The organism is Pediococcus argentinicus (assembly GCF_001437605.1).
Lineage (GTDB): Bacteria > Bacillota > Bacilli > Lactobacillales > Lactobacillaceae > Pediococcus > Pediococcus argentinicus.
In genome coordinates, this window is the sequence record NZ_JQCQ01000014.1 from 18,272 (window position 1) to 42,136 (window position 23,865).

The 23,865-nt window shown below is 36.6% G+C and carries 27 protein-coding genes and 1 tRNA gene; 16 read left to right on the top strand and 12 right to left on the bottom strand.

Annotation, left to right across the window (positions count from 1 at the left end; genetic code table 11):
• Nucleotides 1-2: 2 nt before the first annotated feature.
• From pepI to yycF, 10 genes are all read right to left on the bottom strand, one after another.
• Complete coding sequence (pepI, locus tag IV88_RS04605; RefSeq protein ID WP_057799258.1) at nucleotides 3-884, bottom strand: proline iminopeptidase; 882 nt, start codon at nucleotides 882-884, stop codon at nucleotides 3-5.
• Nucleotides 885-938: 54 nt separating this feature from the next.
• The gene (locus IV88_RS04610; RefSeq protein WP_057799260.1) at nucleotides 939-1,988 is read right to left on the bottom strand and encodes a DUF6933 domain-containing protein; all 1,050 of its coding nucleotides are present in this window, start codon (nucleotides 1,986-1,988) and stop codon (nucleotides 939-941) included.
• A 29-nt stretch (nucleotides 1,989-2,017) separates the two neighbouring features.
• Entirely contained in the window at nucleotides 2,018-2,458 is a 441-nt protein-coding gene (locus IV88_RS04615; RefSeq protein WP_057799262.1) for a GNAT family N-acetyltransferase, read from the bottom strand.
• A 17-nt stretch (nucleotides 2,459-2,475) separates the two neighbouring features.
• A complete protein-coding gene (gene rlmH / locus IV88_RS04620) occupies nucleotides 2,476-2,955 on the bottom strand; it encodes a 23S rRNA (pseudouridine(1915)-N(3))-methyltransferase RlmH (protein ID WP_057799264.1) in 480 nt (159 codons plus the stop codon).
• Nucleotides 2,956-3,510: 555 nt separating this feature from the next.
• Nucleotides 3,511-4,764, bottom strand: a complete 1,254-nt coding sequence (locus IV88_RS04625) for a S1C family serine protease (protein WP_057799266.1) — start codon at nucleotides 4,762-4,764, stop codon at nucleotides 3,511-3,513.
• Nucleotides 4,765-4,878: 114 nt separating this feature from the next.
• Nucleotides 4,879-5,682, bottom strand: a complete 804-nt coding sequence (locus IV88_RS04630) for an MBL fold metallo-hydrolase (protein ID WP_057799267.1) — start codon at nucleotides 5,680-5,682, stop codon at nucleotides 4,879-4,881.
• A 62-nt stretch (nucleotides 5,683-5,744) separates the two neighbouring features.
• Entirely contained in the window at nucleotides 5,745-6,698 is a 954-nt protein-coding gene (locus IV88_RS04635) for a two-component system regulatory protein YycI (RefSeq protein WP_057799269.1), read from the bottom strand.
• A gap of 12 nt (nucleotides 6,699-6,710) precedes the next feature.
• Nucleotides 6,711-8,015 (bottom strand): YycH family regulatory protein, encoded by a 1,305-nt coding sequence (locus tag IV88_RS04640; RefSeq protein WP_057799271.1) that lies wholly within the window; start codon nucleotides 8,013-8,015, stop codon nucleotides 6,711-6,713.
• The gene (gene walK / locus IV88_RS04645) at nucleotides 8,012-9,859 is read right to left on the bottom strand and encodes a cell wall metabolism sensor histidine kinase WalK (protein WP_057799273.1); all 1,848 of its coding nucleotides are present in this window, start codon (nucleotides 9,857-9,859) and stop codon (nucleotides 8,012-8,014) included. Before walK ends, IV88_RS04640 begins: the two co-directional genes overlap by 4 nt.
• A 21-nt stretch (nucleotides 9,860-9,880) precedes the next feature.
• The gene (yycF, locus tag IV88_RS04650; RefSeq protein ID WP_057799274.1) at nucleotides 9,881-10,579 is read right to left on the bottom strand and encodes a response regulator YycF; all 699 of its coding nucleotides are present in this window, start codon (nucleotides 10,577-10,579) and stop codon (nucleotides 9,881-9,883) included.
• A gap of 206 nt (nucleotides 10,580-10,785) precedes the next feature.
• Between yycF and IV88_RS04655 the strand changes: the two genes are divergently transcribed.
• The 8 genes from IV88_RS04655 to IV88_RS04690 all read left to right on the top strand — a co-directional run bounded on the left by IV88_RS04655 (nucleotide 10,786) and on the right by IV88_RS04690 (nucleotide 14,666).
• Nucleotides 10,786-10,858: transfer RNA gene (locus tag IV88_RS04655), tRNA-Lys, on the top strand.
• A gap of 182 nt (nucleotides 10,859-11,040) precedes the next feature.
• Nucleotides 11,041-11,475, top strand: a complete 435-nt coding sequence (locus tag IV88_RS04660) for a hypothetical protein (RefSeq protein ID WP_057799276.1) — start codon at nucleotides 11,041-11,043, stop codon at nucleotides 11,473-11,475.
• A gap of 81 nt (nucleotides 11,476-11,556) precedes the next feature.
• Nucleotides 11,557-12,183: a helix-turn-helix transcriptional regulator gene (locus IV88_RS04665; RefSeq protein WP_057799278.1), complete on the top strand. Its 627-nt coding sequence runs from the start codon at nucleotides 11,557-11,559 to the stop codon at nucleotides 12,181-12,183.
• 133 nt (nucleotides 12,184-12,316) lie between these two features.
• Entirely contained in the window at nucleotides 12,317-12,616 is a 300-nt protein-coding gene (locus tag IV88_RS04670; protein ID WP_057799280.1) for a bacteriocin immunity family protein, read from the top strand.
• Between the two features lie 122 nt (nucleotides 12,617-12,738).
• Nucleotides 12,739-13,080 (top strand): hypothetical protein, encoded by a 342-nt coding sequence (locus tag IV88_RS04675; RefSeq protein WP_057799282.1) that lies wholly within the window; start codon nucleotides 12,739-12,741, stop codon nucleotides 13,078-13,080.
• A 32-nt stretch (nucleotides 13,081-13,112) separates the two neighbouring features.
• A complete protein-coding gene (locus tag IV88_RS04680) occupies nucleotides 13,113-13,337 on the top strand; it encodes a DUF2829 domain-containing protein (RefSeq protein ID WP_057799284.1) in 225 nt (74 codons plus the stop codon).
• A complete protein-coding gene (locus IV88_RS04685) occupies nucleotides 13,330-14,082 on the top strand; it encodes a 3-oxoacyl-ACP reductase (RefSeq protein ID WP_057799286.1) in 753 nt (250 codons plus the stop codon). Before IV88_RS04680 ends, IV88_RS04685 begins: the two co-directional genes overlap by 8 nt.
• Before the next feature lie 89 nt (nucleotides 14,083-14,171).
• Nucleotides 14,172-14,666 carry a QueT transporter family protein gene (locus IV88_RS04690; protein ID WP_057799288.1) on the top strand — a complete coding sequence of 165 codons (495 nt, stop codon included), beginning with the start codon at nucleotides 14,172-14,174 and terminating at the stop codon, nucleotides 14,664-14,666.
• Nucleotides 14,667-14,723: 57 nt separating this feature from the next.
• Here the strand turns inward: IV88_RS04690 and IV88_RS04695 are convergent, their stop codons facing one another.
• A complete protein-coding gene (locus tag IV88_RS04695; RefSeq protein WP_057799290.1) occupies nucleotides 14,724-17,252 on the bottom strand; it encodes an excinuclease ABC subunit UvrA in 2,529 nt (842 codons plus the stop codon).
• Nucleotides 17,253-17,398: 146 nt separating this feature from the next.
• Here IV88_RS04695 and IV88_RS04700 point away from each other — a divergent pair, with 146 nt between their 5' ends.
• Together IV88_RS04700 and IV88_RS04705 are read left to right on the top strand one after the other, a co-directional pair.
• Nucleotides 17,399-17,719: a YjgN family protein gene (locus IV88_RS04700; protein ID WP_057799292.1), complete on the top strand. Its 321-nt coding sequence runs from the start codon at nucleotides 17,399-17,401 to the stop codon at nucleotides 17,717-17,719.
• 9 nt (nucleotides 17,720-17,728) lie between these two features.
• Entirely contained in the window at nucleotides 17,729-18,265 is a 537-nt protein-coding gene (locus IV88_RS04705; RefSeq protein ID WP_057799294.1) for a GNAT family N-acetyltransferase, read from the top strand.
• A gap of 47 nt (nucleotides 18,266-18,312) precedes the next feature.
• Here IV88_RS04705 and rsgA read toward each other — a convergent pair whose 3' ends face one another.
• Nucleotides 18,313-19,326 carry a ribosome small subunit-dependent GTPase A gene (gene rsgA, locus IV88_RS04710; RefSeq protein ID WP_057799296.1) on the bottom strand — a complete coding sequence of 338 codons (1,014 nt, stop codon included), beginning with the start codon at nucleotides 19,324-19,326 and terminating at the stop codon, nucleotides 18,313-18,315.
• Nucleotides 19,327-19,598: 272 nt separating this feature from the next.
• On the opposite strand from rsgA, the gene IV88_RS04715 reads away from it, so the two are divergent.
• The 6 genes from IV88_RS04715 (at nucleotide 19,599) to IV88_RS04740 (ending at nucleotide 23,839) form a co-directional block, all read left to right on the top strand.
• Nucleotides 19,599-20,408 (top strand): EAL domain-containing protein, encoded by an 810-nt coding sequence (locus IV88_RS04715; protein ID WP_057799298.1) that lies wholly within the window; start codon nucleotides 19,599-19,601, stop codon nucleotides 20,406-20,408.
• Nucleotides 20,408-20,911, top strand: coding sequence for a hypothetical protein (locus tag IV88_RS04720; RefSeq protein ID WP_057799300.1), 504 nt, complete (start codon nucleotides 20,408-20,410; stop codon nucleotides 20,909-20,911). The genes IV88_RS04715 and IV88_RS04720 overlap by 1 nt, the downstream gene beginning before the upstream one ends.
• A gap of 11 nt (nucleotides 20,912-20,922) precedes the next feature.
• Nucleotides 20,923-22,245 carry a glycosyltransferase family 2 protein gene (locus IV88_RS04725; protein ID WP_057799302.1) on the top strand — a complete coding sequence of 441 codons (1,323 nt, stop codon included), beginning with the start codon at nucleotides 20,923-20,925 and terminating at the stop codon, nucleotides 22,243-22,245.
• A 24-nt stretch (nucleotides 22,246-22,269) separates the two neighbouring features.
• Complete coding sequence (locus tag IV88_RS04730; protein WP_057799304.1) at nucleotides 22,270-22,785, top strand: GNAT family N-acetyltransferase; 516 nt, start codon at nucleotides 22,270-22,272, stop codon at nucleotides 22,783-22,785.
• Nucleotides 22,786-22,848: 63 nt separating this feature from the next.
• A complete protein-coding gene (locus IV88_RS04735; protein ID WP_057799306.1) occupies nucleotides 22,849-23,232 on the top strand; it encodes a hypothetical protein in 384 nt (127 codons plus the stop codon).
• Between the two features lie 121 nt (nucleotides 23,233-23,353).
• On the top strand, nucleotides 23,354-23,839 hold the full coding sequence (locus IV88_RS04740; RefSeq protein ID WP_057799307.1) for a TspO/MBR family protein: 486 nt from the start codon (nucleotides 23,354-23,356) through the stop codon (nucleotides 23,837-23,839).
• The last annotated feature ends 26 nt before the right edge of the window (nucleotides 23,840-23,865 follow it).

Here is a 23,865-nt window from a genome sequence, read left to right on the forward strand (position 1 = left end):
TATTAATCGTTTTCCTTCAACCAATTATCAAGTACACTGATAAATTCATCATGTTGATCAAGTAATGCTAAATGACGGCTGTTACCAAACAAGTGCCATTTAGAACCAGGAATATGGTCATGAACTGATTTAGCAATTAATGGCGTACATAAATCATCAGTACCATTAGTAACCAAAACAGGTACTTTAATTTTATGTAACTCGTCAGTTAATTCAAAGTCACTGATAGTTCCATTTTCCGTAAATTCATTAGGTCCTTCTGCAATTAAGCTAGCACGTTTTCCGTTCGTTGGTCGACGTAGTGGTTCTGGTGAGTTTTCATCAGGATCATCCCAGCAATAACGTTCCATATAACGGTCATTAGCTGCTAAATACTTGGGTCCACTAAAATCACCAGTACGTTCAGCTTCAGCGATTGCTTCACGGTCTTCGTAACTTAAATATGAAATTAAGCGGTGTTGTTCTTTCGTCCATAACTTAATTGAAGCTGGTGAACCATCAATCATGACACTCTTAACTCCGGTTTGATCATATTGAGTTAAGTAGAGCATTTCAAGCATTCCGCCCCATGATTGACCCAGCATATGTACATGGTCCAAGTGTAAATACTTTCTGAGCGCGACTAATTCCTCTGCCCATGTTTCTTTCACATAAACACTTTCATCTTCTGGCAACGTAGATTTCCCACAACCAACTTGATCGTACATAATCAACTGACGACCACTAGTTTCAGCAAAGTCATCCAACAATTCAAAATAGTTATGCGATGAACCCGGTCCACCATGAATTAATAATAATGGTGCTTTATACGGATTTGGTTCTCCTACAATTCGGTAATACGTTTTATATTCGCGAAATGGCATGTAGCCTTCTTCAATTTTCATTTATTAGACGCTTCCTTTTGAAATGATTTTGTCATACGTTTAGTGTACACCTACTCACCAAAAGTCCGACATATTCATAAAGTTATCAAAGTATTCTAATCCAATTTCTTTTCCCATTTTGAGTTCTGAATTACCGTGCTTTAATGATGCTGCATCAATTTCACCGATAACTTCCAAAAACTTTAAAAATCGTTTTATAGAACCAACATTTGCTTTAAAATCCGTTTCAGAATTAGCTGCTTTTCGTGGATACCAATCTGATAAATACTCCTCAACTGCATCGGGTGCTGCCAAAGGAGTTCTTAATGTGGGGTAAACTAAGTACCCATTAATAAAAAATTCAACTCTATCGACATGCTTTTTAATCGTTTTATCGGTCAAATCTTGAGTAGCCAGATACTTTCCAAATTCTTTCAATAATAGTTTATTATTGTTCTTTATTTCGTTAGCTATTTTTTCATATTTTTCCGGATCATCCATCATCGACTCAAATTGTTCAGCATATTTATCAAATTTATGATAATCAGACCACGTTTTCTTAGGCGCCAATTTTTTCTTATCTTTTTTATCCACTGACTGAATTCTCAAATTATGTTTGAAAGCCTGGTGAACTCGATCATCTGCAAATGAATACTCACTAGTAGTAATTGGCACTTGCATCATATAATCCATAAGCGATAGTTGAAGCATTTCAGATTTGTCAATCTGCATAAACCTATTATCAACCATAACAATTAAATTAGTTATGATACTTGTTACACGCCGATTAAATCCTGCATTAATTTCTATATCTCCAGCTAGTTTAAAATATGTTTGAACCTTTTCTGCTGAAATATCCTGCATACGAAACGCGGCATAGATTCCTTCTTTAATTCTTTGGTCCAGTTCAATTTTATTTTTCGCATTTACGTCATATAACGCAACTACTGCGAAGGTTAAGTCATTAATTAAAATAACTAGCTTCTTGCGATTAACGTTAATATAATTCGCGTGCCATGAAAAAAATGGGTTGGCTGTGGCGAAAGACTTTGCATCATCTTTATCAGTTGATTGTTTGATTTTATTAAAAATTGGTTGAGCTTTTTTTGTAGGATTAATAATCATTTTTATTTCCTCCCGATAATTTTAAATACTTACTCTAATTTCCAAATCATTTCACAATCCTCGACGTTAGTTTCATCATCTATTTCAGATTTAGTGATTTTAAATCCCTGGTTTTCATAAAGTTTAATGGCTTTTTTATTTTTTGCATACACTGATAAAACTAGTTGATTATTATCACGCTTTGCTGCCTCGATTAGTTGTGTTCCGATCCCCTGTCCTTGAGCATCATGACTAACAAAGATCCCAGCAATATATCCTTCTTGCACACCACAGAATCCTTGAATCTGATTATCTTTTTCTACTACATAAACATCCGCATTATGTTCAATTTCGTGGCGAACCATTGCCATATTGTTCTTCCAGTACTCATCACTTACGTATGCACCGTGTGCTTCTATGTTTCCTGTTAACCAGAGATTCATAATTTGATCTAATTGATTATTATTTAAGTTGGTTAATTTATTTACCATTATTATGAAGTCCTCCTCTACTTATGGTAAGGCGAACCCTGCTGAATCATAAACGCCCGATATACCTGTTCCACCAATACCAACCTCATCAACTGATGAGGCAATGTAAACCGACCAAATGAAATATGGGTGTTCGCACGTTTGATAACCTGCGGACTTAATCCCAAAGATCCACCAATAACAAAAGTAATATCGGAATGTCCATAGGTTGTTAACTGTTCTAATTCCTTCGAGAACTCTTCTGAAGTGCGTTCTTTGCCTAGTATCTCCAAAGCAAAGACATATTCCTTATCCTTAATCTTATCCAGAATCCGTTCGCCCTCTTTTTCTTTCACGTTTGCCATTTCGGCTTCGCTTAAGCTTTCGGGGGCTTTTTCATCTGGTACTTCTACAATTTGAAACTTACAAAATTTCGATAAGCGCTTCGCATACTCTGCGATTCCTTGTTTGAAGTATTTTTCTTTTAATTTACCCACAACAACAAATTTTATATTCACAGTTATTCACATCTCCATTTTAGTTATTCACAAAGTTGTCCACAGGTTAAAATTTTAAATCACTATATATTGGGTCGAATTTATGTTCGCCACCATATTTATCTACCTAAAATTGTCAACGATTATTTTAGTTGTCCACAGTTATCCACATTTAATTTTGTTGCAATCCACAAGCTGAAAGAGTTGTTACAACAGCGTTTGTGAAGTTAAATCCCGGTTGGTAAATTTTTAATCCACAAGTAAACAGGTCAATTGTGGATAACTTTATTAACCGCCCTTAAGACTTATTTAATAACTTTTATAGAACTACACCACTTCTGCTAGAAAGTTATTAACAAAGTTTTCCACAGATATGTGAATTAAACTTTAACCGTTCATACGTTTAACTAATTAAGGCCGTAACGCTCCGTTAGTTGTACTATACAACGAATTTGTCGATTTTTAACAATTAGAATGTGACTAATTTTGCATCTAAAATACTCAAACTCTATTATATCAGTCTTTGTAAACAAAAAATCCACCTTCACATGAAGATGGATTTAACAGGATTTAAATTTACTTAGCTTGCGAACTAAGCTTGTTAGACGTCTCAGTTAACGACACTTTGGCAGTTTTGTACTGACCGTTGTGATAGTAGCCAACTGTAACTTTATCGTTTACTTTATATTTGTAAAGGTTTTCTCTCAAACTAGCTAAGCCTGTAATTTTATCGTTATTAACTTTTGTGATTACATCATATTTCTTCAAACCAGCATTTGCTGCAGGAGAACCACCGAATACTTGCATGATTACAGCACCAGCATTAACATCCCCAGGTAATTTCAGAACTGATTTTTGCTGACTAGCGGAAATCTGAGTCAAATCAACGAGTGAAACTCCTAATGCAGGACGTGTAATTTTACCGTTTTGAACCAACTGATCAATAATTGAAACTACTTCATTAGAAGGAATCGCAAATCCCATTCCTTCAACGCTTGTTTGTCCATCAGTTGATGTGGATAACTTCATTGAGTTAATCCCAACAACTTGTCCAGCAAGGTTAATCAGTGGTCCACCAGAGTTACCAGGGTTAATCGCAGCATCTGTCTGGATAACAGTTGCTTCACCGGTTTTTTGCCCTTGTTCACTACCAGTAGCGATTGTACGTTTCTTAGCGGAAATAATACCTTGTGTTAAGGACGTTGCATAATCTGAACCAAGTGGTGAACCAATTGCTAAGGCTGTTTCACCAACTTTGATATTATCTGAATTACCAAAACTGGCAACCTTCTTAACAGCAGATCCATTAATCTTAACAACGGCTAAATCGGTAACCGAGTCTTTACCAACAATCTTTGCTGGAACCTTCTTACCATCACTCATAATGATTTCAAGTGAGTTAGAACCTTCTACCACGTGATTATTAGTTACGATATAAGCGGTGTCACCACTCTTCTTATAGATAACACCAGAACCTTCAGAAGCTGTCTCTAATTTTGAATCCGTCTTAGGTTTACTTGCGGAACCTTGTTCCCCAAATATCTGCCCTAAAATTCCATTACTACTATTAGAAGACTTAGCGTTTTGTAAATTAATTACGGAAACAACTGAATCTTTAATCGTATCAAAAGCTTTTTCAGATTGATTATCAACGTTCACTTTAACATTGCTAACTTGAGCAGTACCTGACTTATTTGATGATGTTGGTACGGCTGTGTTGGAGTTTTGGGCTTGGTTTTGCATGAAATTAGCGCCACCAAATGCCACACCTCCACCAATTAATCCAGCTACTAAAGCTGTAATAAATGTTTTCGATGTACTATTTTTCATAATTTCGGCGAACGATCCGCCAACCCTCCTCGAATAAAGTTTTTGCTAGTTATTATTGTAACCAGTAATTAAGACTAATTTATGAAGTAAAACTGATGTTTGTGCAAATAACTTTTAAAGAATTGTTAAATGAGCAGCCCTATCATGGTCAGTATCTAGCAATTGGAAATCATGACCAACCGCGATATCCTTGTTTTGCATCATAGAAGAAACTGTTAAATGAGCGAGTTCTTTCATATTGTTATGCAAACTCAAATGTCCAAGATAGATTTTCTTAGTACGATTACCAATCACGTCCATTAAAGCATTAGCACCATCTTCATTAGATAAATGACCATGATCACCAAGAATACGTTGCTTCAAAGGCCATGGATAGCCTCCCATTCGAAGCATTTCTGTATCATGGTTAACTTCAAATAGATAACAATCCGCATTTTCAATCGTGCCAGCCACGCGGTCTGATACGTATCCAGTATCCGTTAAGATCACAAAGGATTTGCCATTATGATGAAATTCATAAAATTGAGGTTCAGCTGCATCATGTGAAACTGAGAAACTTTCAATATCTAAATCGCCCAATGATTTCGTAGTGTTGGGATCAAAGATATAACGTTGTTCTTCAGGTACTTTACCAATTTTAGATGCCATTGCATCCCAAGTACCTTTATTAGCATAGACATCTAGGTTGTACTTACGGGCCAATACACCTGCACCCGCAATATGATCAGAATGTTCATGAGTGATTAAGAGTGAATCAACATCATTAATATCACGACCAATGCTATCCATTAATCCGGCAATCTTCTTACCGCTTAATCCAGCATCCACTAAAACTTTATGTTGGGGCGTTTCGATATAAGTTACATTTCCCGTACTACCACTTGATAGCACACTGATCTTCATCTCATCATCGTTCATGAACTGTTATCCTCTTTCTTAATTGAACTTCACTGAACCCTTTAATTAACTTCAACTGAAGGTCACTCTTCCGCAGTATTACTGCTACTTGAAGCACTACTTGCAGAAGACTGACCACTCGCTGTTTTATTAGATTGAGTTGTACTTTCGCTTTTATTAGCTGTTGAGCTAGATGTATCTTCATTGCCTAAAGTATCACTAGTAGTGGTTTCACCACTTTGTTGTGTGACTCGTTTTAACATTACACCAGTAAAGGCGTTGATTCGTTTCAACTGAATATTTTGACTACTCTTACTCTTAATTGCAACGACCCATGTTGGTACATATACTAAGCCATTATCACTGCTAAGTAAACGAGTATACCCTAGGTTGGCCCATTCAATACGTGAATCATTTGGAATTTCATTATATTGATATAACCACGTTACAGCTCGAGTTTGACTGATTAGTTCATCTGATTCCCGCAATGGTTCAATGTTAGCTAAATATCCTTGCGTATAACCATTTACCACACCTTGTCCGTTAACATCAAAAATCAATTGTCCTTGATGCGAATAAACGGGACGATCATCAATCATCTGTGTGTACACAACCTGATCATCAGTTGATAGGCTACCATTATACTCATACTCTGTGCCATGAATGATATTGGAACTAATTTTTACGAAATTATTTAACACTTTTGATGGATGGCTACGGTCAACTTGAAGTGGCGTATCTAAAGTGCTGACTAATTTTCCATCTACTAAATGTGAACTTTGGCCGACCAACTGCTTCATATTGCGTAAATCATTACTATTGTTGTTAGCAGAAGCATAGTAGCCTTTTGATTTACTGTTAGAAAGTGGCTCAAATGTAATTTGATCATTGCGCATCTCTTTTAAAATGGTTGCGTTCCGGTTGGAGTTAGTTGTGGTATGAATACCAGCCTGATTTTGCCAAAAAGAAGCAAATAGAAAAGCGTCTAACACGGCAAATACCACGATAAACATTAATTCAATGCGTTTAAAATTCATTTAAGTCACCTCCTATCCTTGAGTTGAAACTTGGTCGTATGGATACCAGTTATTTTTGTAATTTACATACCATGTTGGGGTTAAATTGATTGTCGAACCACTACCCTTGGCACTCGTCCATTGATAACCAATCTGAATATCAGAGATATCATCCGAATTGATCCCCGTTGCTTCTAACTGGGACAGCACCATTTTAGTGCTAGGTAGTTCTGTTTCTTTTTTATCTGCTGGCACTGGAATTTCTAATCCATAGAGTGAGAAATCAGTCACTCGTCCAGAGTTATTATGTGAAACTGTCACGGTTCCATAGTCGTTATCATTGAAAATCGGATATCCTTCAACATAACTTCTGAAAACTACTTCATCATGTCGATCAGTGTAGTTAAAGAAGCGCATGTTATCCATGGGTACACCCATTTCACGTAATTGATAGAATCCATTTTCGATATGGGCTCTAAGTGAATTCCCATCTGTTCCTTTACGTGTATAATCCTCAAATCGAGCAGTACCATCTTTGTTAATTGTTAACTGCTTCCGGTTGCCGTCGCTGTAAATCGTACTATCTTTTTCTTTCTTTGTTGTAACCGTTGCGGAATCATCATTAGCTAACAAATTAGATGAAAACATCCCATTACTCTGCTTATTAATCACATAACTATAGTTTGGTACTTGATAGCTGTCTTGATACTCCGTGATTAAATTATGATTTAATATCGATTCCTTCACGTCTACACTGCGTTTTGAGCCAGTTAAACTTTCCTTCAATGAACTTAAATCCTGTCCACTAACTTGAACTTGGTAAACCCCATAGTTCTTGTCATTTAACAGATAAACACCGTTGTTCTTATCTAATGAAATAACAATGCGACCCACTTCTGAACTAAAATCAAGCTTCTGATCGAGCACTTCATTTAAAACTCCACCCGCAATATTGCTAGGATATTTGAGCAATAAACTATTAGCTTCACGTGCATAGTCTAAATAGCGTTCCTTGTTACCCTTAGACACCATTCGAACACTTTCAAACTTCCATTTAGCAACTTTATCCGTCACTACTTGATTTAAATTAACTTGGCTTTTAGCTAGTAAAGTTTGTTTTTGATCACTATCAGTCCGAATCAATTGCGTCGGTAAAATCACATCACTCATGTCATGACTGACTTGGCTTGATTGAACCTTTTCACTCGATACTTGTTGATGTGATCGTTCATAGCGAGCTGGATTTGTCCAAATTATCCACGAAAGAGCCATACTTAATAGGGCTAAGATTGTTAATACGGTATGTCTTAGAATTACTCTGAGCTTTGAATCTTTCATTCCCAAGTATCCCCCTCTTCAAGTGGTTCGTATGGAAGTGAAATATAGAAGGTTGAACCTTCTCCTTCCTTACTTTCAACCCAAATTCGGCCACCATGCATTTGAATAACTTCTTTTGAAATAGCCAATCCTAAACCAGTTCCACCTTGAGCTCTTGAACGAGCTTTATCAACCCGGTAGAAACGGTCAAAGACATGTGGGAGCGCATCTTTCGGAATACCCAAACCTTGGTCAGTAATGCTCATGATAACGTGGTTGTGAGTCTCTAAAAGACGACAAGTAATAATCCCACCATCTGGTGAGTACTTAATCGCGTTATTCATAATATTATCCAAAACCTGTTGTAAACGATCAGTATCGACTTCAACCCAAATATCGCGACGAGTAAAGTCACGCTTGATGGAATAGTTTTTCTGGTCCTTGTCACCATTTTTAATAATCATATCGAAACGATCCAAAATATGATTAAACATTTCGTTCAAGTTAACCATTTCTAGGTCTAATTTAGCAGTTCCAGAATCCATCCGAGAAAGGTTTAATAGATCGTTGATCATTCGCATCATTCGATCAGTTTCTTCCTGGGTAACTTGAAGGAAGTTCGGAGCAACTTCTGGGTCCTTCCAGGCACCATCAACAAGCGCTTCGATATAACTTCTCATCGAAGTTAGCGGGGTTCTCAATTCATGCGAAACGTTTGAAACGAATTCTTTACGATCTTGATCAATCTTTTGTTGTTCAGTAACATCATGAAGCACACATACAAGACCACTAATAAAGCCTGATTCACGCTGAATCAACGCAAATGATGCATGCAAAATTAAGTCTTGTTCATCCGTTGAGAAATCAAGGACGACTTGTTCTTCATTTTCTAAAAGATCACGTAGGGTGAATGAATCACGTAAATCAAGAATATCTAAAATGGACTTACCGACAATTTGATCATCGGTTGCATTCAAAAAGTCAGTCGCCATTTCATTAATAATTGTAATTTTTCCACGACGGTCGGTCGCAATAACCCCATCGGTCATATAACCAAGGACCGAATCCAAACGACGCCGTTCAGATTCAGTTGATTCCTGTGCTTCTTCAACTCGGACAGACAAGTTATTAACCGCTGAAGCAAGTTGACCTAGTTCATCATCCCCATAGACTTGAACGTGACCAGAATAGTCGCCACGAGCAATCTGCATCGTTCTAAGACGCATCTCTTCAATTGGTCGCGTAATCGCTCGCGCAATGAAAATTGCCAACACCAAACCAATCGTAACCGCAACTAAGGCCGCAACTACGAAAATCAGCGTAATATTATTCACATTTTGATAAACTGACTCTAGGTTAGCCCTGATATACAAGACACCAACCAAGTTATTCGTAGCACCTGACGTATTAATTAAAGGTACCGCCGAAATATAGTAACGGGTGTTGTTTTGCTTATCATAAGAAACCTGTTGGTAGGTTCTCGTATTATAAATAACGTTTTTTACATTACTATCAGTCGTTTTTTGACCAACAATCGATTGATTATTTCCATTACTAGTTCCGCGAATTGTACCTTTATTATCAACAACCCGAATTTCAGTGATGTTTTGGTTATTCACGTTCGCGATAATCTGACCAATTTGACGATCAGCACTCTTTGTATTGGAACGGCTCAACTGGTCGATAATTGCATTGTCATAGTAAGGTTGGAGCTGAATTTGAGTTTTAAATTGGTTTAAATTTTGTTGCTCTAATTGGCGTACAAAAATAACCCCAACGACTTCCAACGTTACGACTAATAACATTGCAAACACTAGAGCTATTTTAAAGTTAATTGATTTAAAAAATGCTGTTCGTTTCTTCATAGAAGATTTGCGGCTCCTAGATTAATCATTTTCTGGGTTACGTAGGTAGTAACCAACGCCACGACGAGTTACAAGGAATTGAGGGTTACTTGGTGTTTCTTCAATCTTTTCACGCAAGCGACGAACGGTAACATCAACTGTACGGACATCACCAAAGTAATCGTATCCCCAAACAGTTTGTAATAAATGTTCACGTGTCATTACTTGACCCATGTGCTTAGCTAAGTAGTGCAAAAGTTCAAATTCACGATGGGTTAAATCTAATTGGTTACCGTCACGTGTAACTGAATATGCATCCGCATTGATTGTAAGTGGTCCAATTTTAACATCGTTGTTTTCAGCTTCTTCAGCGATATTTTGATCTTGACGACGTAAGTTAGCCTTAACACGAGCAACTAACTCACGGTTTGAAAATGGCTTTGTAACGTAATCATCAGCACCGAGTTCCAAACCAACAACTTTGTCTAATTCAGAATCCTTAGCTGTAACCATGATAATTGGAATATTATGTTTTGCACGGACCTGACGAGCAACTTCCAATCCATCAACTTTTGGTAACATCAAATCAAGTAAAATTAAATCTGGTGATTCTGATTCCACTAATTCTAGGGCTTCTTCACCATCATAAGCTGTTACTACATCGTAACCTTCTTTTGTTAGGTTAAATTTAACAATATCTGAAATGGGTTTTTCGTCATCAACTACTAAAATCTTTGGCATATTAGCCCTCCTTAAAACAGAACTTTTTTCCGTAATTAGACTAGTCTCATCTAATCCTTTTATAGTAGGAATATTCCTACCGCATACGATAGTATTATACCACACAGGACTTTTTATATGATTTAGTGAATCTTTTTCAGAAAAGCTGTTGCCAAGTCTTTTTTTTCGTGATAATATATTTAAGTCGATTGATACATATCATATATGGGTGGTTAGCTCAGCTGGCAGAGCAACGGACTCTTAATCCGTGGGTCCAGGGTTCGATCCCCTGACCACCCATCAAAAGACACCACTAATCAGTAATTACGCTGCTAAAAGCCGTAGTTGCTGATTTTTTTGTGTAAAAATGCAAAATTATAAATGTTGAGAAGCGCCCTATATACCGGGTGTCTTGAAATTCCAGCTTGTTTATTTCACGAATTACTTCTATGCTATTAAAAAATTAAAGTGGGGGTTCCATAGTGAAAAAAATTTATGAGCTTGTCGGACTAAATCAAATTAAATCTAGTACTAAGCAAAACATATTTAAAGTATATATTGTTGTTATAGCTGTCCTACTATTAATTTCTTTGATTACTGATTTAGTAAGTATGCAACTCCATATTCAAACCATTATCTTGTTTTTTATAGGTATTATTCCGATCAATTTATTAATGTTCAAATACGCATTACCACATACAAAACGCTCAAAGGAACTTAGTAAGCACAAGTCATACCTACTATTTCAATGTATTATGTTAGCTTTAGGATTCTTTGCAACCATGTTATTGGTAGAAGAAATCATACTACCTGCTTTTCTAAAGGAAAGTATTCATTTTACTTTCAGTAGAATTACTATCTATCTTGCACTATCAATAATGTTTGGAATTTTAAATATACAAGTCAAAAAGAATTAGTACCTAGGCTGGTAAGCAATTTAAATGCAATGATATTATGAAATAATAAACAACACTAACAATGAACCTTGAGGCGTTATCATGAATATCTCTGAAAAACTCAAAAAATGTCGACTAGATAATAATATGACTCAGGCTGATGTTGCTGAGAAACTAAATGTATCTAGAAAGACAATTTCTGGTTGGGAGAATAATAGAAATTACCCTGACATTTCCAATTTAGTAACCATCAGCAAACTATATAATATCTCCCTAGATGATTTATTAGACGACGATAGAATTGTTCAACATTATGAATTACAGACTAAGATTAATCACAACAATAGGCATATTTATAACTTTTTTTATATTGTGAATATTCTATTCTTGCTACTGGGATATATCGAATTTTTCAATTTATTCAAAATACACATTATCTTAATATCTTTATTCCTTTTAATAAATACTATTTTGTTACTAGCTCATTATGATAATTGGTACAGCCTTTCAAATAAAAAATCAATAATTAAAATCACTCTAACATTTATAATACATATCATAGTTGGAGCATTTATGTTCGAACTCTTTTTGTTGTATGGAACTACAATAAACTTAGATCATGAAGATGTGAATTTTATTAATGGCTTTTTAACAGGAAAGTTTTTTGTTTTGACTTTATTGTCCACAAGCTTTACTTCAGTATTCTTTTTACGACCTAATAGGAATTAATATATCCTCTATTTTTCGTGTCTGGTTATTACAGACTCACTAGCTTCAGGGCTTGTCTTAGATAACCAGCTTGTTTCTATTTATATTTCCTATTAAGCTTAAAAAATCATATAAGTATTGCGAGGAATAAATTATGAAAAAGTTAAAATGGTTTTCTGGTGGTAAGGATAGAAAAGAAGAAGCAATAACTGCTATTTCAAAATTGATAAATAATTTAGATAGCAAGAGTAACGGTTATAATGCTCTACACGATACCTTACAAAACTACCAAGTAGAATTAGAAAACGGAGAATCTTCTGTACCATTAGTATTAAGTAGAATGAATATAGAAATCTCAAATACGATTCAAAAAAATAATATTGTATTATCCGATGCTCAATTAACTGAATTCAAAAAATTGAGTGTACTATCCTCAATAAGATATGGCTATTAATAAGATAAAATAGTAACTACGAGAGTGGTTACTATTTTTTTAATCAAATTTACAAACCTACCACATGATATAATCTAAAACATACACCATAAACTACATATTAACTTGGAGGAACACACATCATGGAAGAAAATGGAAAAACAATTCCACAAGAAGTTAAAGGCTGGAACTGGGGAGCATTTATGTACAACATTATGTGGGGAATTGGGAACCGTACTTATTTGCCACTACTATGCTTAATTCCAGTATTTAACATTGTTTGGATTTTCATTGTCGGATTCAAAGGTAACGGTTGGGCTTGGCAAAAAGGTGACTATAAGGATGTTGAAACTTTTAAAGCCGTTCAAAAAACTTGGAACCGTGCTGGATTATTCCAATTCATCATTTCTATTGCAATTTTTGTTTTGTATACAGTATTTGTTGTATTCTTCATTGGCAATGCATATAACGAAATGGGTCTTTAATATTAACTAACAACTTATTTTAGGAGATTATTATGACATTTGAAAAGGCACTACCTTTAATTAAATCTGGTTCAAAAATGGTTCGAACTAACTGGGAAGGAACTGAACTATACATTCAGATGATTCCTAAAACTACATTTGAGGGCCAACCTCTCAATCCTTACTTTGTTATTAAGACTGCAGATGAAGCTTTCAGTATGTGGACACCAACCGACTGTGATGTACTTGCTGAAGATTGGGCAGTAGTAGATGACTAGCTCGAACTGGCAAAATGAAATTATCTATATAACTGGCGGAAACTCTGGGATTGGATTAGCACAAACGACAGAATTTCTACAACTGGATGCTACTGTAATTGTTTTTGATATATCAGATACTAACCTTAAATTGTTAGCATCCAACTATAACAATTTGAACTTCTTCGTTGCTGATGTATCCCATCCTGAGGAGTTTACTAACCAACTTGAAAATGCTGAAAAGAAATTTGGAGCTGCAACTATCCTGTGCAATACCGCGGGAATTCTTGATCAGTACCGTCCACTACTAGAAACTGATTTGGATGACTGGCAAAAGTTTCTAAATACCAATTTAACTAGCATTTTCACTGCATGTCGCTTTGTACTCCCAGAAATGCTAAATCAACAACACGGTGTGATTCTCAACATGGCATCTATTGCTGGACTAGTAGCTGGTGGCGGAGGTATCGCATATACAAGCGCTAAGCATGCTATTGTTGGTTTTACTAAACAACTAGATTTTGAATATGCTAACCAAGGCATTCGAGTAAATGCAATTGCCCTTGGAGCCATTGATACTCCCATGAATCAGGCCGATTTTGCTGATGATGCTAAGATGGCTAAGTGGGTTGCTAAAGAAACTCCGGCACAGAGATGGGGTCAGGCTAGTGAAGTTGCTAAATTAAGTCGCTTTCTAGTTAGCCCAGAATCAGATTATATTCACGGAACAATTGTACCTATTGATGGTGGATGGACAGCTAAATAATTTTTCATCCCCACTGTGACACTTCAGTCGTAAAAGACTTTCCTTTGGTCACAGTTATTAATAACTATTAAGTTATAAAGGAGAATTACATGTTAACGAAATCTAAATTTTCAACTAAAGAACTTATTTTAACCGCCTTAGTAGCAGGTATCTATGTTGCAGTTACGCTCGTTTTTGCTCCAATTAGTTTTGGTCCAATCCAGTTAAGAATAGCTGAAATATTCAATATTTTAGTTATTTATAACCGACGATACATATTATCGGTAACACTCGGTGTTTTCATTTCTAATATTGCATCCCCACTCGGTCCCTTGGATGTTATTTGGGGTAGTGCTGCAACTTGTATAACCTTGATTATTATTTATCTGGTTGTCAAAAACATTACGAACGAAAACCTGAAGCTAGCCTACTGTGTGGTGATTGTGACATTTTCGATGTTCACAGTCGCATTAGAGCTATTCTGGATTTTGCACTATCCATTTTGGATTACTTTTGGCACCGTAGCTGCCGGTGAATTCATTGTTATGTGTGCTGGTGCATTAATATTTAAAATAATTAACAAGCACATTAACTTGTGTAGATAAAAGTAAAAAGTCGTTCAACGCGGGAATCAATCTCGCATTGAACGACTTTTTTTGAACTTAATTCAACTTAAACAATTCCCGTTGTTCCTGAATAAACTTGCCTGTTAAACTGCCACTCTCAGCTATTTCTTTAGGAGTACCTTGTGCCACAATTTTTCCACCATGACTACCACCGCCGGGGCCCATATCAATCACATAATCAGCATTCTGAATAATATCCATATCATGCTCAATAGCAACAACTGTGCCACCTTGATCAATTAATGTTTGAATGACATGAAGTAGAACCTGAATATCCAGTGGGTGAAGTCCAATTGAAGGTTCATCAAAGACAAACAGCACTCCTTTTTGACGTGTTCGAATGTATTTAGACAATCGTAAGCGCTGAGATTCGCCACCGGATAAAGTTACGGTACTTTCACCTAATGTGATATATCCCAATCCAATTTCGTGCAGAACTTCAAGTGTATTTAGAATCTTAGGTTCATCTTTGAAAATAGAACGAGCATCATCAACACTTAGCCGTAGCACTTCGGCAATATTGTAGCCATGCCATTTAATCTTCAAAACATCTTGGTTATATCGATTACCGTTACACGTGGAACATATTTGCTGCATATCCGGTAAATACTGAATATCCAGCGTGATTATTCCCGTTCCATTACAAGTGGGACAAGCCCCTTCTTTCAAATTGTATGAAAAGTACTTCTTATCATATCCTTGAGCAATACTTTCAGGTAGCCCCGCAAATAACTCACGTAACTCGTCCAAAATATTTGTGTAAGTTGCGAGTGTGGAGCGAATATTTTTACCAATTGGTGTCGCATCAATGGTATACACATGTTTAATTTCTTTAGCCTCAATCTTCTTAACAAATGAAGGTGGATTCTTTTGATCTTCTAAAGCTGGAATCAAAGCGTCAAACAATAAAGTCGACTTACCAGCACCTGAAAACCCACTTATTACTGAAAATTGATTAATCGGCAACGAAGCAGATAGCTTCTTAATATTGTGATATTCGCCAATCTCAATATTGATGGATCCATGCTTAAATACATTTGTTGAGTCTGATGCTAAGTCACGTTGAATCAATTGCGCGGTTCCATTAATGAATGGCGTAATCAAGGAATCTTTGTGTTTTAGGATTTGAGAAACCGTTCCACGTGTAATCACCTGGCCGCCATTCACGCCAGACCCTGGTCCAATTTCAACTACATAATCCGCAGATTCAATAATAGTTGGATCATGATCGACCACCACTACTGAATTTCCCTGTTCCACTAAACCTTGCATAATCGAAATTAACCCCTGAACATTAGCAGGATGCAGTCCAATCGAAGGTTCATCTAACACATATAAAACGCCTGTGGTCTCAGTCCGTAGGGTTCTACCAAGTTGAATTCGCTGTAATTCACCGGTTGAAAGAGTGTTACCTGCTCGACTCAGTGTTAAATAGTCCAATCCTAAATCGATCAAAGGCTTTAAGAGACTCATTAACTCGTTCAATAACTCTTTGCCTAAGGAATGCATCTCATCTGGCAACCATTCCAACACTTTTGGAACAAACTGAACTAGTTGATCTAATTCCATATCGCTTACTTCAGCAATGTTCTTACCTAAAATTAATTGCGTAAAAAGTTTAGGATCAAAGCGACTTCCATGACAAGTTGGGCATTCACTAAACTCATAAAACTTATTCAGCTTCTTAATGGTGCGAGCATTGTCAGTATTAGCCATACTATGTTCAATTGCGTTATAGGCATTTTTATATTTGGCATGATCCATGTGGAAAACCTTACCAGTTTTGGTTGGAATGTTAATTTCATATTCCTTCACTGGGCCATGGAAAACCAAGTCTTTATCTTTTTCAGACAGTTTTTCAAATGGTGTATCAATATCAATTCCTACTTGTTCAGCAATCAAGAACATAAAACTACGACCCGGAACGTGCCAAGCCGCAACTGCTCCATCACGAATACTGAGCTTTGGATCTCCAATTAGTTTATGTGGGTTAATCTGACGCGTCATCCCCGTGCCTTCGCAAGTAGGACAGGCTCCTTCAGCATTGAACGCAAAGTCTTCAGCTGAAAACGCATCAAATACCACGCCACAAACTGGACAAGTAATTTCTCCCATATGACTCACACCGTCATTTGGCAAATCCATTGCTCGTGCAATATCTAAAGTTGGTTTAATTCGATGCCCATTTGGACATAGTGGTGAACCCAATCTCGAAAAGATTAAACGCAGAATATTTAGAGTTTCCGTGACTGTTCCCACCGTAGATCTAACGTCAGGAACTCCGGGTCTTTGTTTCAAAGCGATTGCACTCGGAATATGCTTAACACTCGCTACATCAGTTCTCTTAGCTTGAGACAAGCGACGTCTAGTATATGTTGAGAGTGAGCTTACGTACCGACTCATCCCTTCCGCGTACAATACACCCATCGCTAAAGAAGATTTACCAGATCCACTCTTTCCGGTAATTGCTACTAACTGATGCAATGGAATATTAACATCAATATTTTTTAAATTATTTACCCTCGCACCTCTAACTTCAATCTGTGCTGGTCCTTGATACTCCATCTATTAACACCATCCATCTGACTACTTTAACTCTATCCTACTATTGTCTATGCCAAAATTCCTATTAAAATGTTCATTCAATATGGAGCATTTCACTCTACTTTCTATTATAATGACTACTATCAATAACTTTGGGGGATATTCTTATGGAAATCAAATACGGTCGGAATTCATTTTTTGATGGAGGCTTATTACAACTTATTGGTTGGTCAATTCTAGGATTCGTTATTACAACATTATCACTCGGAATCCTATATCCCTGGGCTGTAGTAATGTTATATGGTTGGAAAATCAATCACACTGTCATTGAAGGTAAACGCATGGCCTTTGTCGGAAGTGCTTGGGGATTATTTGGAAATTGGATTAAATGGCTCATTCTAACCATTATCACACTTGGAATTTACGGCTTTTGGGTTAACATTAAAATCATGGACTGGAAAGCTAAAAACACACGCTTTAGGAACTAGGAGCTCTTTATGGAACCAAAAACTTATCAAATTAATGAAAAACTATCCATCAGAACTATTCAAGAATCTGATGCAGAGGACCTATTTCAGTTAGTAGAACATGATCGTCAGGAATTGACCAAATGGATGCCATGGGCAGCACAGACAAAAACCGCTAAGGATGAACTTCGCTTTATTAAATATGCCCTAAAGCAGATGAATAATAGTCGGTTACTACCGATGTGTATTCTTTATAACAATCAAGTTATCGGTAATCTTGATTTACATGAAATCGATCCTGAAAATAAGAACGCTAAAATTGGATATTGGCTTGGATCTCAATTTCAAGGACAAGGTTCTATGACAAAATCCGTTAAAGAGTTAATCTCAATCGGGTTCAATGAACTTCATTTACATAAAATCATTCTTGAAGCAGACTCTACTAATCAAAAGAGTATTAACATTGCTTTGAAGTTAAATATGAAACAAGAAGCCACCTTAAAACAACAATTACTGGTCGATGAAGAATATCACGATCTTTTATCCTTCTGCTTGTTTGAACAATAAACAAATTAAAAAGTGATGCCACTAAAAACTTAGTAGCATCACTTTTTCTATTTATGCTTCAACTGCTTTTTGAACTGTTTTGCGCCACCGACGGAACTAAACATACGGTCCATCTTTGTCTTTTCAATTTGTTTAGCGGTTAGTCCGGCATACTGTGATTCAAACTGTAATTTTCGAAAACTATTCAATCGACTACTTGATAACTCACCTGCTTCAATGGCTGCTTTCACAGCACAGCCTGGTTCTTGATTATGCTGACAATCCTTAAAACGACAATTAGCAGCAAGCTCCATAATATCTGCAAAGCTCTGTTGGGTTGCTGCCTCGTCAACATTTGCCACCCCTACCGTTCTAATTCCAGGCGTATCAATAACTCTCGAACCATTATCCAATAGATGCAGAGCACTACTAGTCGTTGTATGACGGCCCTTGCTGTCATCAGCTCGAATCCCCTTAGTTTTAGCAACCACACGTTGCATCAATAAGTTTACCAGCGTTGATTTACCAACACCTGATGAACCTACAAAGGCAATGTTCTGATGATTGTTTAGATATGGTTCAAATTGTTGGAGCGTCTCAGCAACTTGATCTTGCTCAGTGATAATAATTGGCACACCAATTGAATTGTCCTCCACCTGTTCAACTAAATCCGTTCTTTCATCATCAGAAACTAAATCAGCCTTAGTTAATACGATAACTGGAGAAGCACCACTATCCCATACCAACGTTGTATAACGATCTAGACGCGTCAAACTAAAGTCGTCATTTAATGACATGGTGATAAAGACATAATCGAGATTTGCAGCAATCACGTGTTCACGCTGGTCAGTTCCCTGTGTCTGACGTGTTAGCTTACTCTTTCTTGGTTCAATTTGTTCAATCAAGACAAAATCCTGTTGGGGACTACCATTAACATAATCACCCACAACGGGACGCTTATCGTTGTACATGAGCTGACCGGATAGCTTGGCCAACTTTTCATTTCCATTTTGATCCATGACCCGATAATTATCCTGGGCCTGAAAACTCACTTGAAATTTTTGATTATTCTTACTTTGCATTGTATCCTCCTAAAAGTTTTTAAACTTGGGAGGCTTCCCACTAGCCTCCTAGGCTAGCACAATGCTCGTTTTCTTTACTGTATTTTTCATAAAAATACCCCTTTTCACATATTAGTTAACATTGTAACAGAAATTAACAAAACCGCAATAGAATAAGCCTCTAAGCTATTTTGTTGACTTAATATCTGGGTAGGTTAGAATAAATAACTTAACTAGTGTATAATCGTTGATTTATGTGTACAACTGACTTTTTGTAAGAAAGGATTTTCGCTATGTCGTTGCAGATATTGGGTCGAGATTTACTATGGCTAACCCTCTTTATGAATATTATTGTCATAATAATTATCGTTACCTATTATTGGCATTCACGTCATAAGGGAAGTAACTATCTTGGCAAAGATGACGTTAACCTGCGCTATTTCATTCAAAAACAGGTTGATTGGCGTGGTCAAATTATTGGTTATGAATGTTTATTGCGGACCAAGCAGGCAGATGGATCATGGGTATTACCTGAACATCTCGAATCGATTCCCTTACAACGTGTTATTAAACTATTGGAAGAAACTTCAGACGCATTACCTTTAGAACCATACAACCTATCAATTAATCTAGATTATAACCAAATTATGAGTCGTGACTTTCTATATTTTGTCCGTTGGTCTGTTACTCGTATTAACTCTATGACACTTACCGTTGAATACACACCAAAGAATAACCAAAATCACATTAATCAATTACAGTTAGCACGCCAACTAAAAGCTGCACGAGCATTTGGGATGAAGTTCGCGATTGATAACGTTGATTCTTCTCTGACTAGTCTTAAAAAAATCGACTGGCTTTTACCACAAATTGATATTTTAAAATGTTCAATGAGTAGTTTTAGAAAAGAGACTCCTGATGAATGGCTCGACTTGAACCTTCAATTTTGGAATAAATTAGCCCAAGAACATCAAATCGAACTGGTTCTAGTGGGTGTAGAAAATGAGGACGATCAAGCACTAGCCGATCAATTAAAAATAGAAGTCCGACAAGGATTCTCATTTGGTAAACCCGAGAATATTCAAAGTAGAAAGGTAGACTAATGACAAAAAAAGACGACCGTCAGCAGTTATACTCTGATTCTTATTTCGAAAAAGGCCATATTGGCTTAAAAATTTGGCAAACATTCATAGCAATCCTAGGCTGGTTTGCTGCAATTATCCCCGTGGTAATTACAGTAACCGCCTTTTTAGCCTCTTATAATCCTAAAATACCACATATATGGTCATATAAAGATGGGATCTTTGAAATTAAATTCCTCGGAATTTTACTTCTCTTTAGTTTCTCAATGGCTTTCCTATTCGCTGTCAGCATGACTCTGATTCAAAATCGACGTCGAGATCGCTTAATTGAACAATGGCCAACTTTTAGTCCAATTAACCAAAAGAAACGTGGACAAGCTTTAGAAGACTATATGAGCAAGCGTTTTGGTGACAAAGAGTTTCGTGAAAACACCCGTTATTATGAGGTAGCTCCCGATCAAAACTTGGATACTCATGTAATTTCCAAGCTCTACGATGATTTAGATATTAACGATATGGATTAGGAGGAACAATTATGGTTATATCAACTATTTGGAGCTCCGGCACCATAAACACTTTTTTGTATGTTTGTCTGTTAATCCTATGTTTATATCCAGTTATTGGAGCGTTCTTCTGGTTTGCTGGATCAATGTCATACCGTTTTTTTAAAACGAATAAACGTGATGATAATTGGCAAGAAATACCTGAAGATGAACAGCCACTAATAACTATTATGATTCCAGCCCACAATGAAGAAGTCATGATTGAAGAAACAATTACTTACCTATTTGAAGAAATTAACTACTCTAACTTTGAAGTATTAGTCATGGATGATGGATCGACCGATCAAACGCCTGAAATTTTAGCCATATTGCGAAATAAGTATCCTCGACTAAGAACTGTTCGTGTCACTAAAAATAAGGGTAAAGCCCATGCGTTTAATATTGGAATGTACTTTGCTAAGGGTGAATATATCTTAAGTAACGATGCTGATACGATTCCTGAACCGGATGCTCTGATGAAATACATGAACTTCTTTATGAATGCGCGCGATTTAAACACATCTGCTGTAACAGCTAATATGGATGTTCAAAACCGAACTACTTTAATTGGTAAGTCACAAACAGTTGAGTTCTCAAGTATCGTTGGAATTATCAAGCGAAGCCAAACTGCAATTAATGATTCAATGTATGCCTATAGCGGAGCCAATACACTCTACAAGAAAGATTTCCTTATTGATGTAGGTGGTTTCAGACAAAATCGTGCAACCGAAGATATTAGTATCGCTTGGGATCATCAGATGATTGGTGCTGTTCCACGTTTCGCACCCAACATCGTCTTTCACATGAATGTTCCTGAAACCGTCCGTGATTTATATAAACAACGTAAACGTTGGGCCCAAGGTGGTACAGAAGTTTGGTTAACAAACATTAAAAAGTTCCTAATGTATCCCATTCGTCACCGTTATCAAATGTCGATGTTTGTCGATTCTACCTTGTCTATCATCTGGTCATTCTTCTTTATGATTACAAGTATCATCTTTATTGGAACGATGGCTTATTTTGTAGCCACTGGTCAGTATGCTCGGATTGAGAAAAGTGTTCTGATGGCTTTGATCTTTGTTGCCTTCGAAGTACTAGCTGGCTTTATTCAATTATTAGCGGCCCTGATATTAGATCACCATGGTGCTAAAATGAAGTATCTGCTATTCGCACCGCTGTACATGTTGTTCTATTGGATGGTAAACCCAATTACAGTAGTTATGACTTTTATTCCAGCCTTAAAAACCATTCTCGGTTTTGGATCTGGAACCTGGATTAGCCCTGCGCGTAAGAGCCTGCAGGATAGTAAGAAATAACGAACTAGGTGGTATTTAACTTAAATGAACTTAAAACTAATCGATAATGAAGCTGATTTACAACTTAAAAACTACGATTTCAATCTCTTTGGTCGCTTGGTTGTAACTCGAACAAATGATCAATGGAAATATTCAGAAGTATTATTTGATAAAGTTCAAACTATGAAGTTCCCCGATGAAAACTATAAGTTAAGTGAAGTTAATCAGAATGGTTTTGCCGTTGGCGCATTTGAGAATGATAAATGTATCGGACTCGCAATTTTCGCTAATAATTGGAACCATTATATTTATCTAGACGACCTTAAAGTTAATCCCGAATATCGTAAACAAGGTATTGCCAGTCAACTTTTAGAATTTGCTAAAAAGATATCAAAAGAGCAGGGTTACCAGGGTATGTACACCATTGGACAAGACAATAACTTAGCTGCTTGTAAATTCTATCTAAAAAACAACTTTGAAATTGGTGGTCTAAATACTCGTGATTACGACTTTACCAAACAGCTTGGTAAGTTTGACGTTTATTTTTATCGGAAGTACTAAGAGTTATGCTAAAATATCCCTGCAGGTGGAGTGTTCTAGTTCACCTTAAGGGAGGTGTCATCATTGGCAATTATTGCTAGCTATTCCGAATTACGTGATGCATTTAATGGATTTACTAAGGATCCAAACATGAAGCTTCCAGCTTCTGCACCAGATGGAAACAATGAACTGCTTCATAATGGTCCGATTCGGATTTCTATGAATGTTCATGCAGGCCAGGTGGATGAAATTAAAATTCATTCTGATTTAGATCAAACACCTGGTTGGGATGAAGCTTTTGAAGGATTTGAACAAGGTATGGGTTGGAGTTCAATTAACTTCTTCAACGCCTATCAGCAAGTTATCAAAACTAATCAACCCGCTGTTGGTGAAGCTCATGGAATAACCGCTACACATACTGATCCGGCACCAGGAAATGATTTAACAGTTACATTCAAACGTAATTAAAATAAAGCACCCAGACAAATTGTTTGGGTGCTTTTTTGTAGGCAATAATCTGTAGTTTCACAAACAGCCTTGTTAAACTTAACTTACTACATAGCTGATTACTCAAAGGAGGTCCTTGAAGATGAACAGTATTCATAAGACTCACCGTTGGATTTACCTAGTTTTAACGATTATTTTAGTCGAATTAATTGGTGGATTATCTGGAATTCTCGCTGGTAACATTCGTAGTGATTACTTAGCTTTACAGCTACCGCCATTAGCTCCACCTGCTGGACTATTCGGGATTGTCTGGCCCATTTTATACTGCCTAATTGGAATTAGTGGATTTCTATTAGTTCTAGACAGTCCTACTTCTAAAGCTAAAACTACCAATATCAGTTTATTCATCGGTCAGCTGTTTTTGAACTTCATTTGGAGCATTATTTTCTTCGCTGGAAATCTCTACTGGCTCGGATTAGCAGTTATTATCCTGTTAGATATCACAGTTGCCGTCTGTATTAAACAGTATTACGCCACTAACAAATATGCTTCTTATTTACTAATCCCTTATCTGGCTTGGATTCTATTCGCCACCTATCTAACATTCAGTGTCGCAATTTTAAACTAAAACATACTAAGATTAGCTCTGAGAAA

Excerpts from the sequence above, each read along its gene's own strand:
- pepI (WP_057799258.1), bottom strand. The coding sequence starts at position 884 with ATGAAAATTGAAGAAGGCTACATGCCATTTCGCGAATATAAAACGTAT.
- IV88_RS04610 (WP_057799260.1), bottom strand. The coding sequence starts at position 1,988 with ATGATTATTAATCCTACAAAAAAAGCTCAACCAATTTTTAATAAAATC.
- IV88_RS04615 (WP_057799262.1), bottom strand. The coding sequence starts at position 2,458 with ATGGTAAATAAATTAACCAACTTAAATAATAATCAATTAGATCAAATT.
- IV88_RS04625 (WP_057799266.1), bottom strand. The coding sequence starts at position 4,764 with ATGAAAAATAGTACATCGAAAACATTTATTACAGCTTTAGTAGCTGGA.
- IV88_RS04630 (WP_057799267.1), bottom strand. The coding sequence starts at position 5,682 with ATGAACGATGATGAGATGAAGATCAGTGTGCTATCAAGTGGTAGTACG.
- IV88_RS04635 (WP_057799269.1), bottom strand. The coding sequence starts at position 6,698 with ATGAATTTTAAACGCATTGAATTAATGTTTATCGTGGTATTTGCCGTG.
- IV88_RS04640 (WP_057799271.1), bottom strand. The coding sequence starts at position 8,015 with ATGAAAGATTCAAAGCTCAGAGTAATTCTAAGACATACCGTATTAACA.
- walK (WP_057799273.1), bottom strand. The coding sequence starts at position 9,859 with ATGAAGAAACGAACAGCATTTTTTAAATCAATTAACTTTAAAATAGCT.
- yycF (WP_057799274.1), bottom strand. The coding sequence starts at position 10,579 with ATGCCAAAGATTTTAGTAGTTGATGACGAAAAACCCATTTCAGATATT.
- IV88_RS04665 (WP_057799278.1), top strand. The coding sequence starts at position 11,557 with ATGAATATCTCTGAAAAACTCAAAAAATGTCGACTAGATAATAATATG.
- IV88_RS04670 (WP_057799280.1), top strand. The coding sequence starts at position 12,317 with ATGAAAAAGTTAAAATGGTTTTCTGGTGGTAAGGATAGAAAAGAAGAA.
- IV88_RS04675 (WP_057799282.1), top strand. The coding sequence starts at position 12,739 with ATGGAAGAAAATGGAAAAACAATTCCACAAGAAGTTAAAGGCTGGAAC.
- IV88_RS04680 (WP_057799284.1), top strand. The coding sequence starts at position 13,113 with ATGACATTTGAAAAGGCACTACCTTTAATTAAATCTGGTTCAAAAATG.
- IV88_RS04685 (WP_057799286.1), top strand. The coding sequence starts at position 13,330 with ATGACTAGCTCGAACTGGCAAAATGAAATTATCTATATAACTGGCGGA.
- IV88_RS04690 (WP_057799288.1), top strand. The coding sequence starts at position 14,172 with ATGTTAACGAAATCTAAATTTTCAACTAAAGAACTTATTTTAACCGCC.
- IV88_RS04695 (WP_057799290.1), bottom strand. The coding sequence starts at position 17,252 with ATGGAGTATCAAGGACCAGCACAGATTGAAGTTAGAGGTGCGAGGGTA.
- IV88_RS04700 (WP_057799292.1), top strand. The coding sequence starts at position 17,399 with ATGGAAATCAAATACGGTCGGAATTCATTTTTTGATGGAGGCTTATTA.
- IV88_RS04705 (WP_057799294.1), top strand. The coding sequence starts at position 17,729 with ATGGAACCAAAAACTTATCAAATTAATGAAAAACTATCCATCAGAACT.
- rsgA (WP_057799296.1), bottom strand. The coding sequence starts at position 19,326 with ATGCAAAGTAAGAATAATCAAAAATTTCAAGTGAGTTTTCAGGCCCAG.
- IV88_RS04715 (WP_057799298.1), top strand. The coding sequence starts at position 19,599 with ATGTCGTTGCAGATATTGGGTCGAGATTTACTATGGCTAACCCTCTTT.
- IV88_RS04720 (WP_057799300.1), top strand. The coding sequence starts at position 20,408 with ATGACAAAAAAAGACGACCGTCAGCAGTTATACTCTGATTCTTATTTC.
- IV88_RS04725 (WP_057799302.1), top strand. The coding sequence starts at position 20,923 with ATGGTTATATCAACTATTTGGAGCTCCGGCACCATAAACACTTTTTTG.
- IV88_RS04730 (WP_057799304.1), top strand. The coding sequence starts at position 22,270 with ATGAACTTAAAACTAATCGATAATGAAGCTGATTTACAACTTAAAAAC.
- IV88_RS04740 (WP_057799307.1), top strand. The coding sequence starts at position 23,354 with ATGAACAGTATTCATAAGACTCACCGTTGGATTTACCTAGTTTTAACG.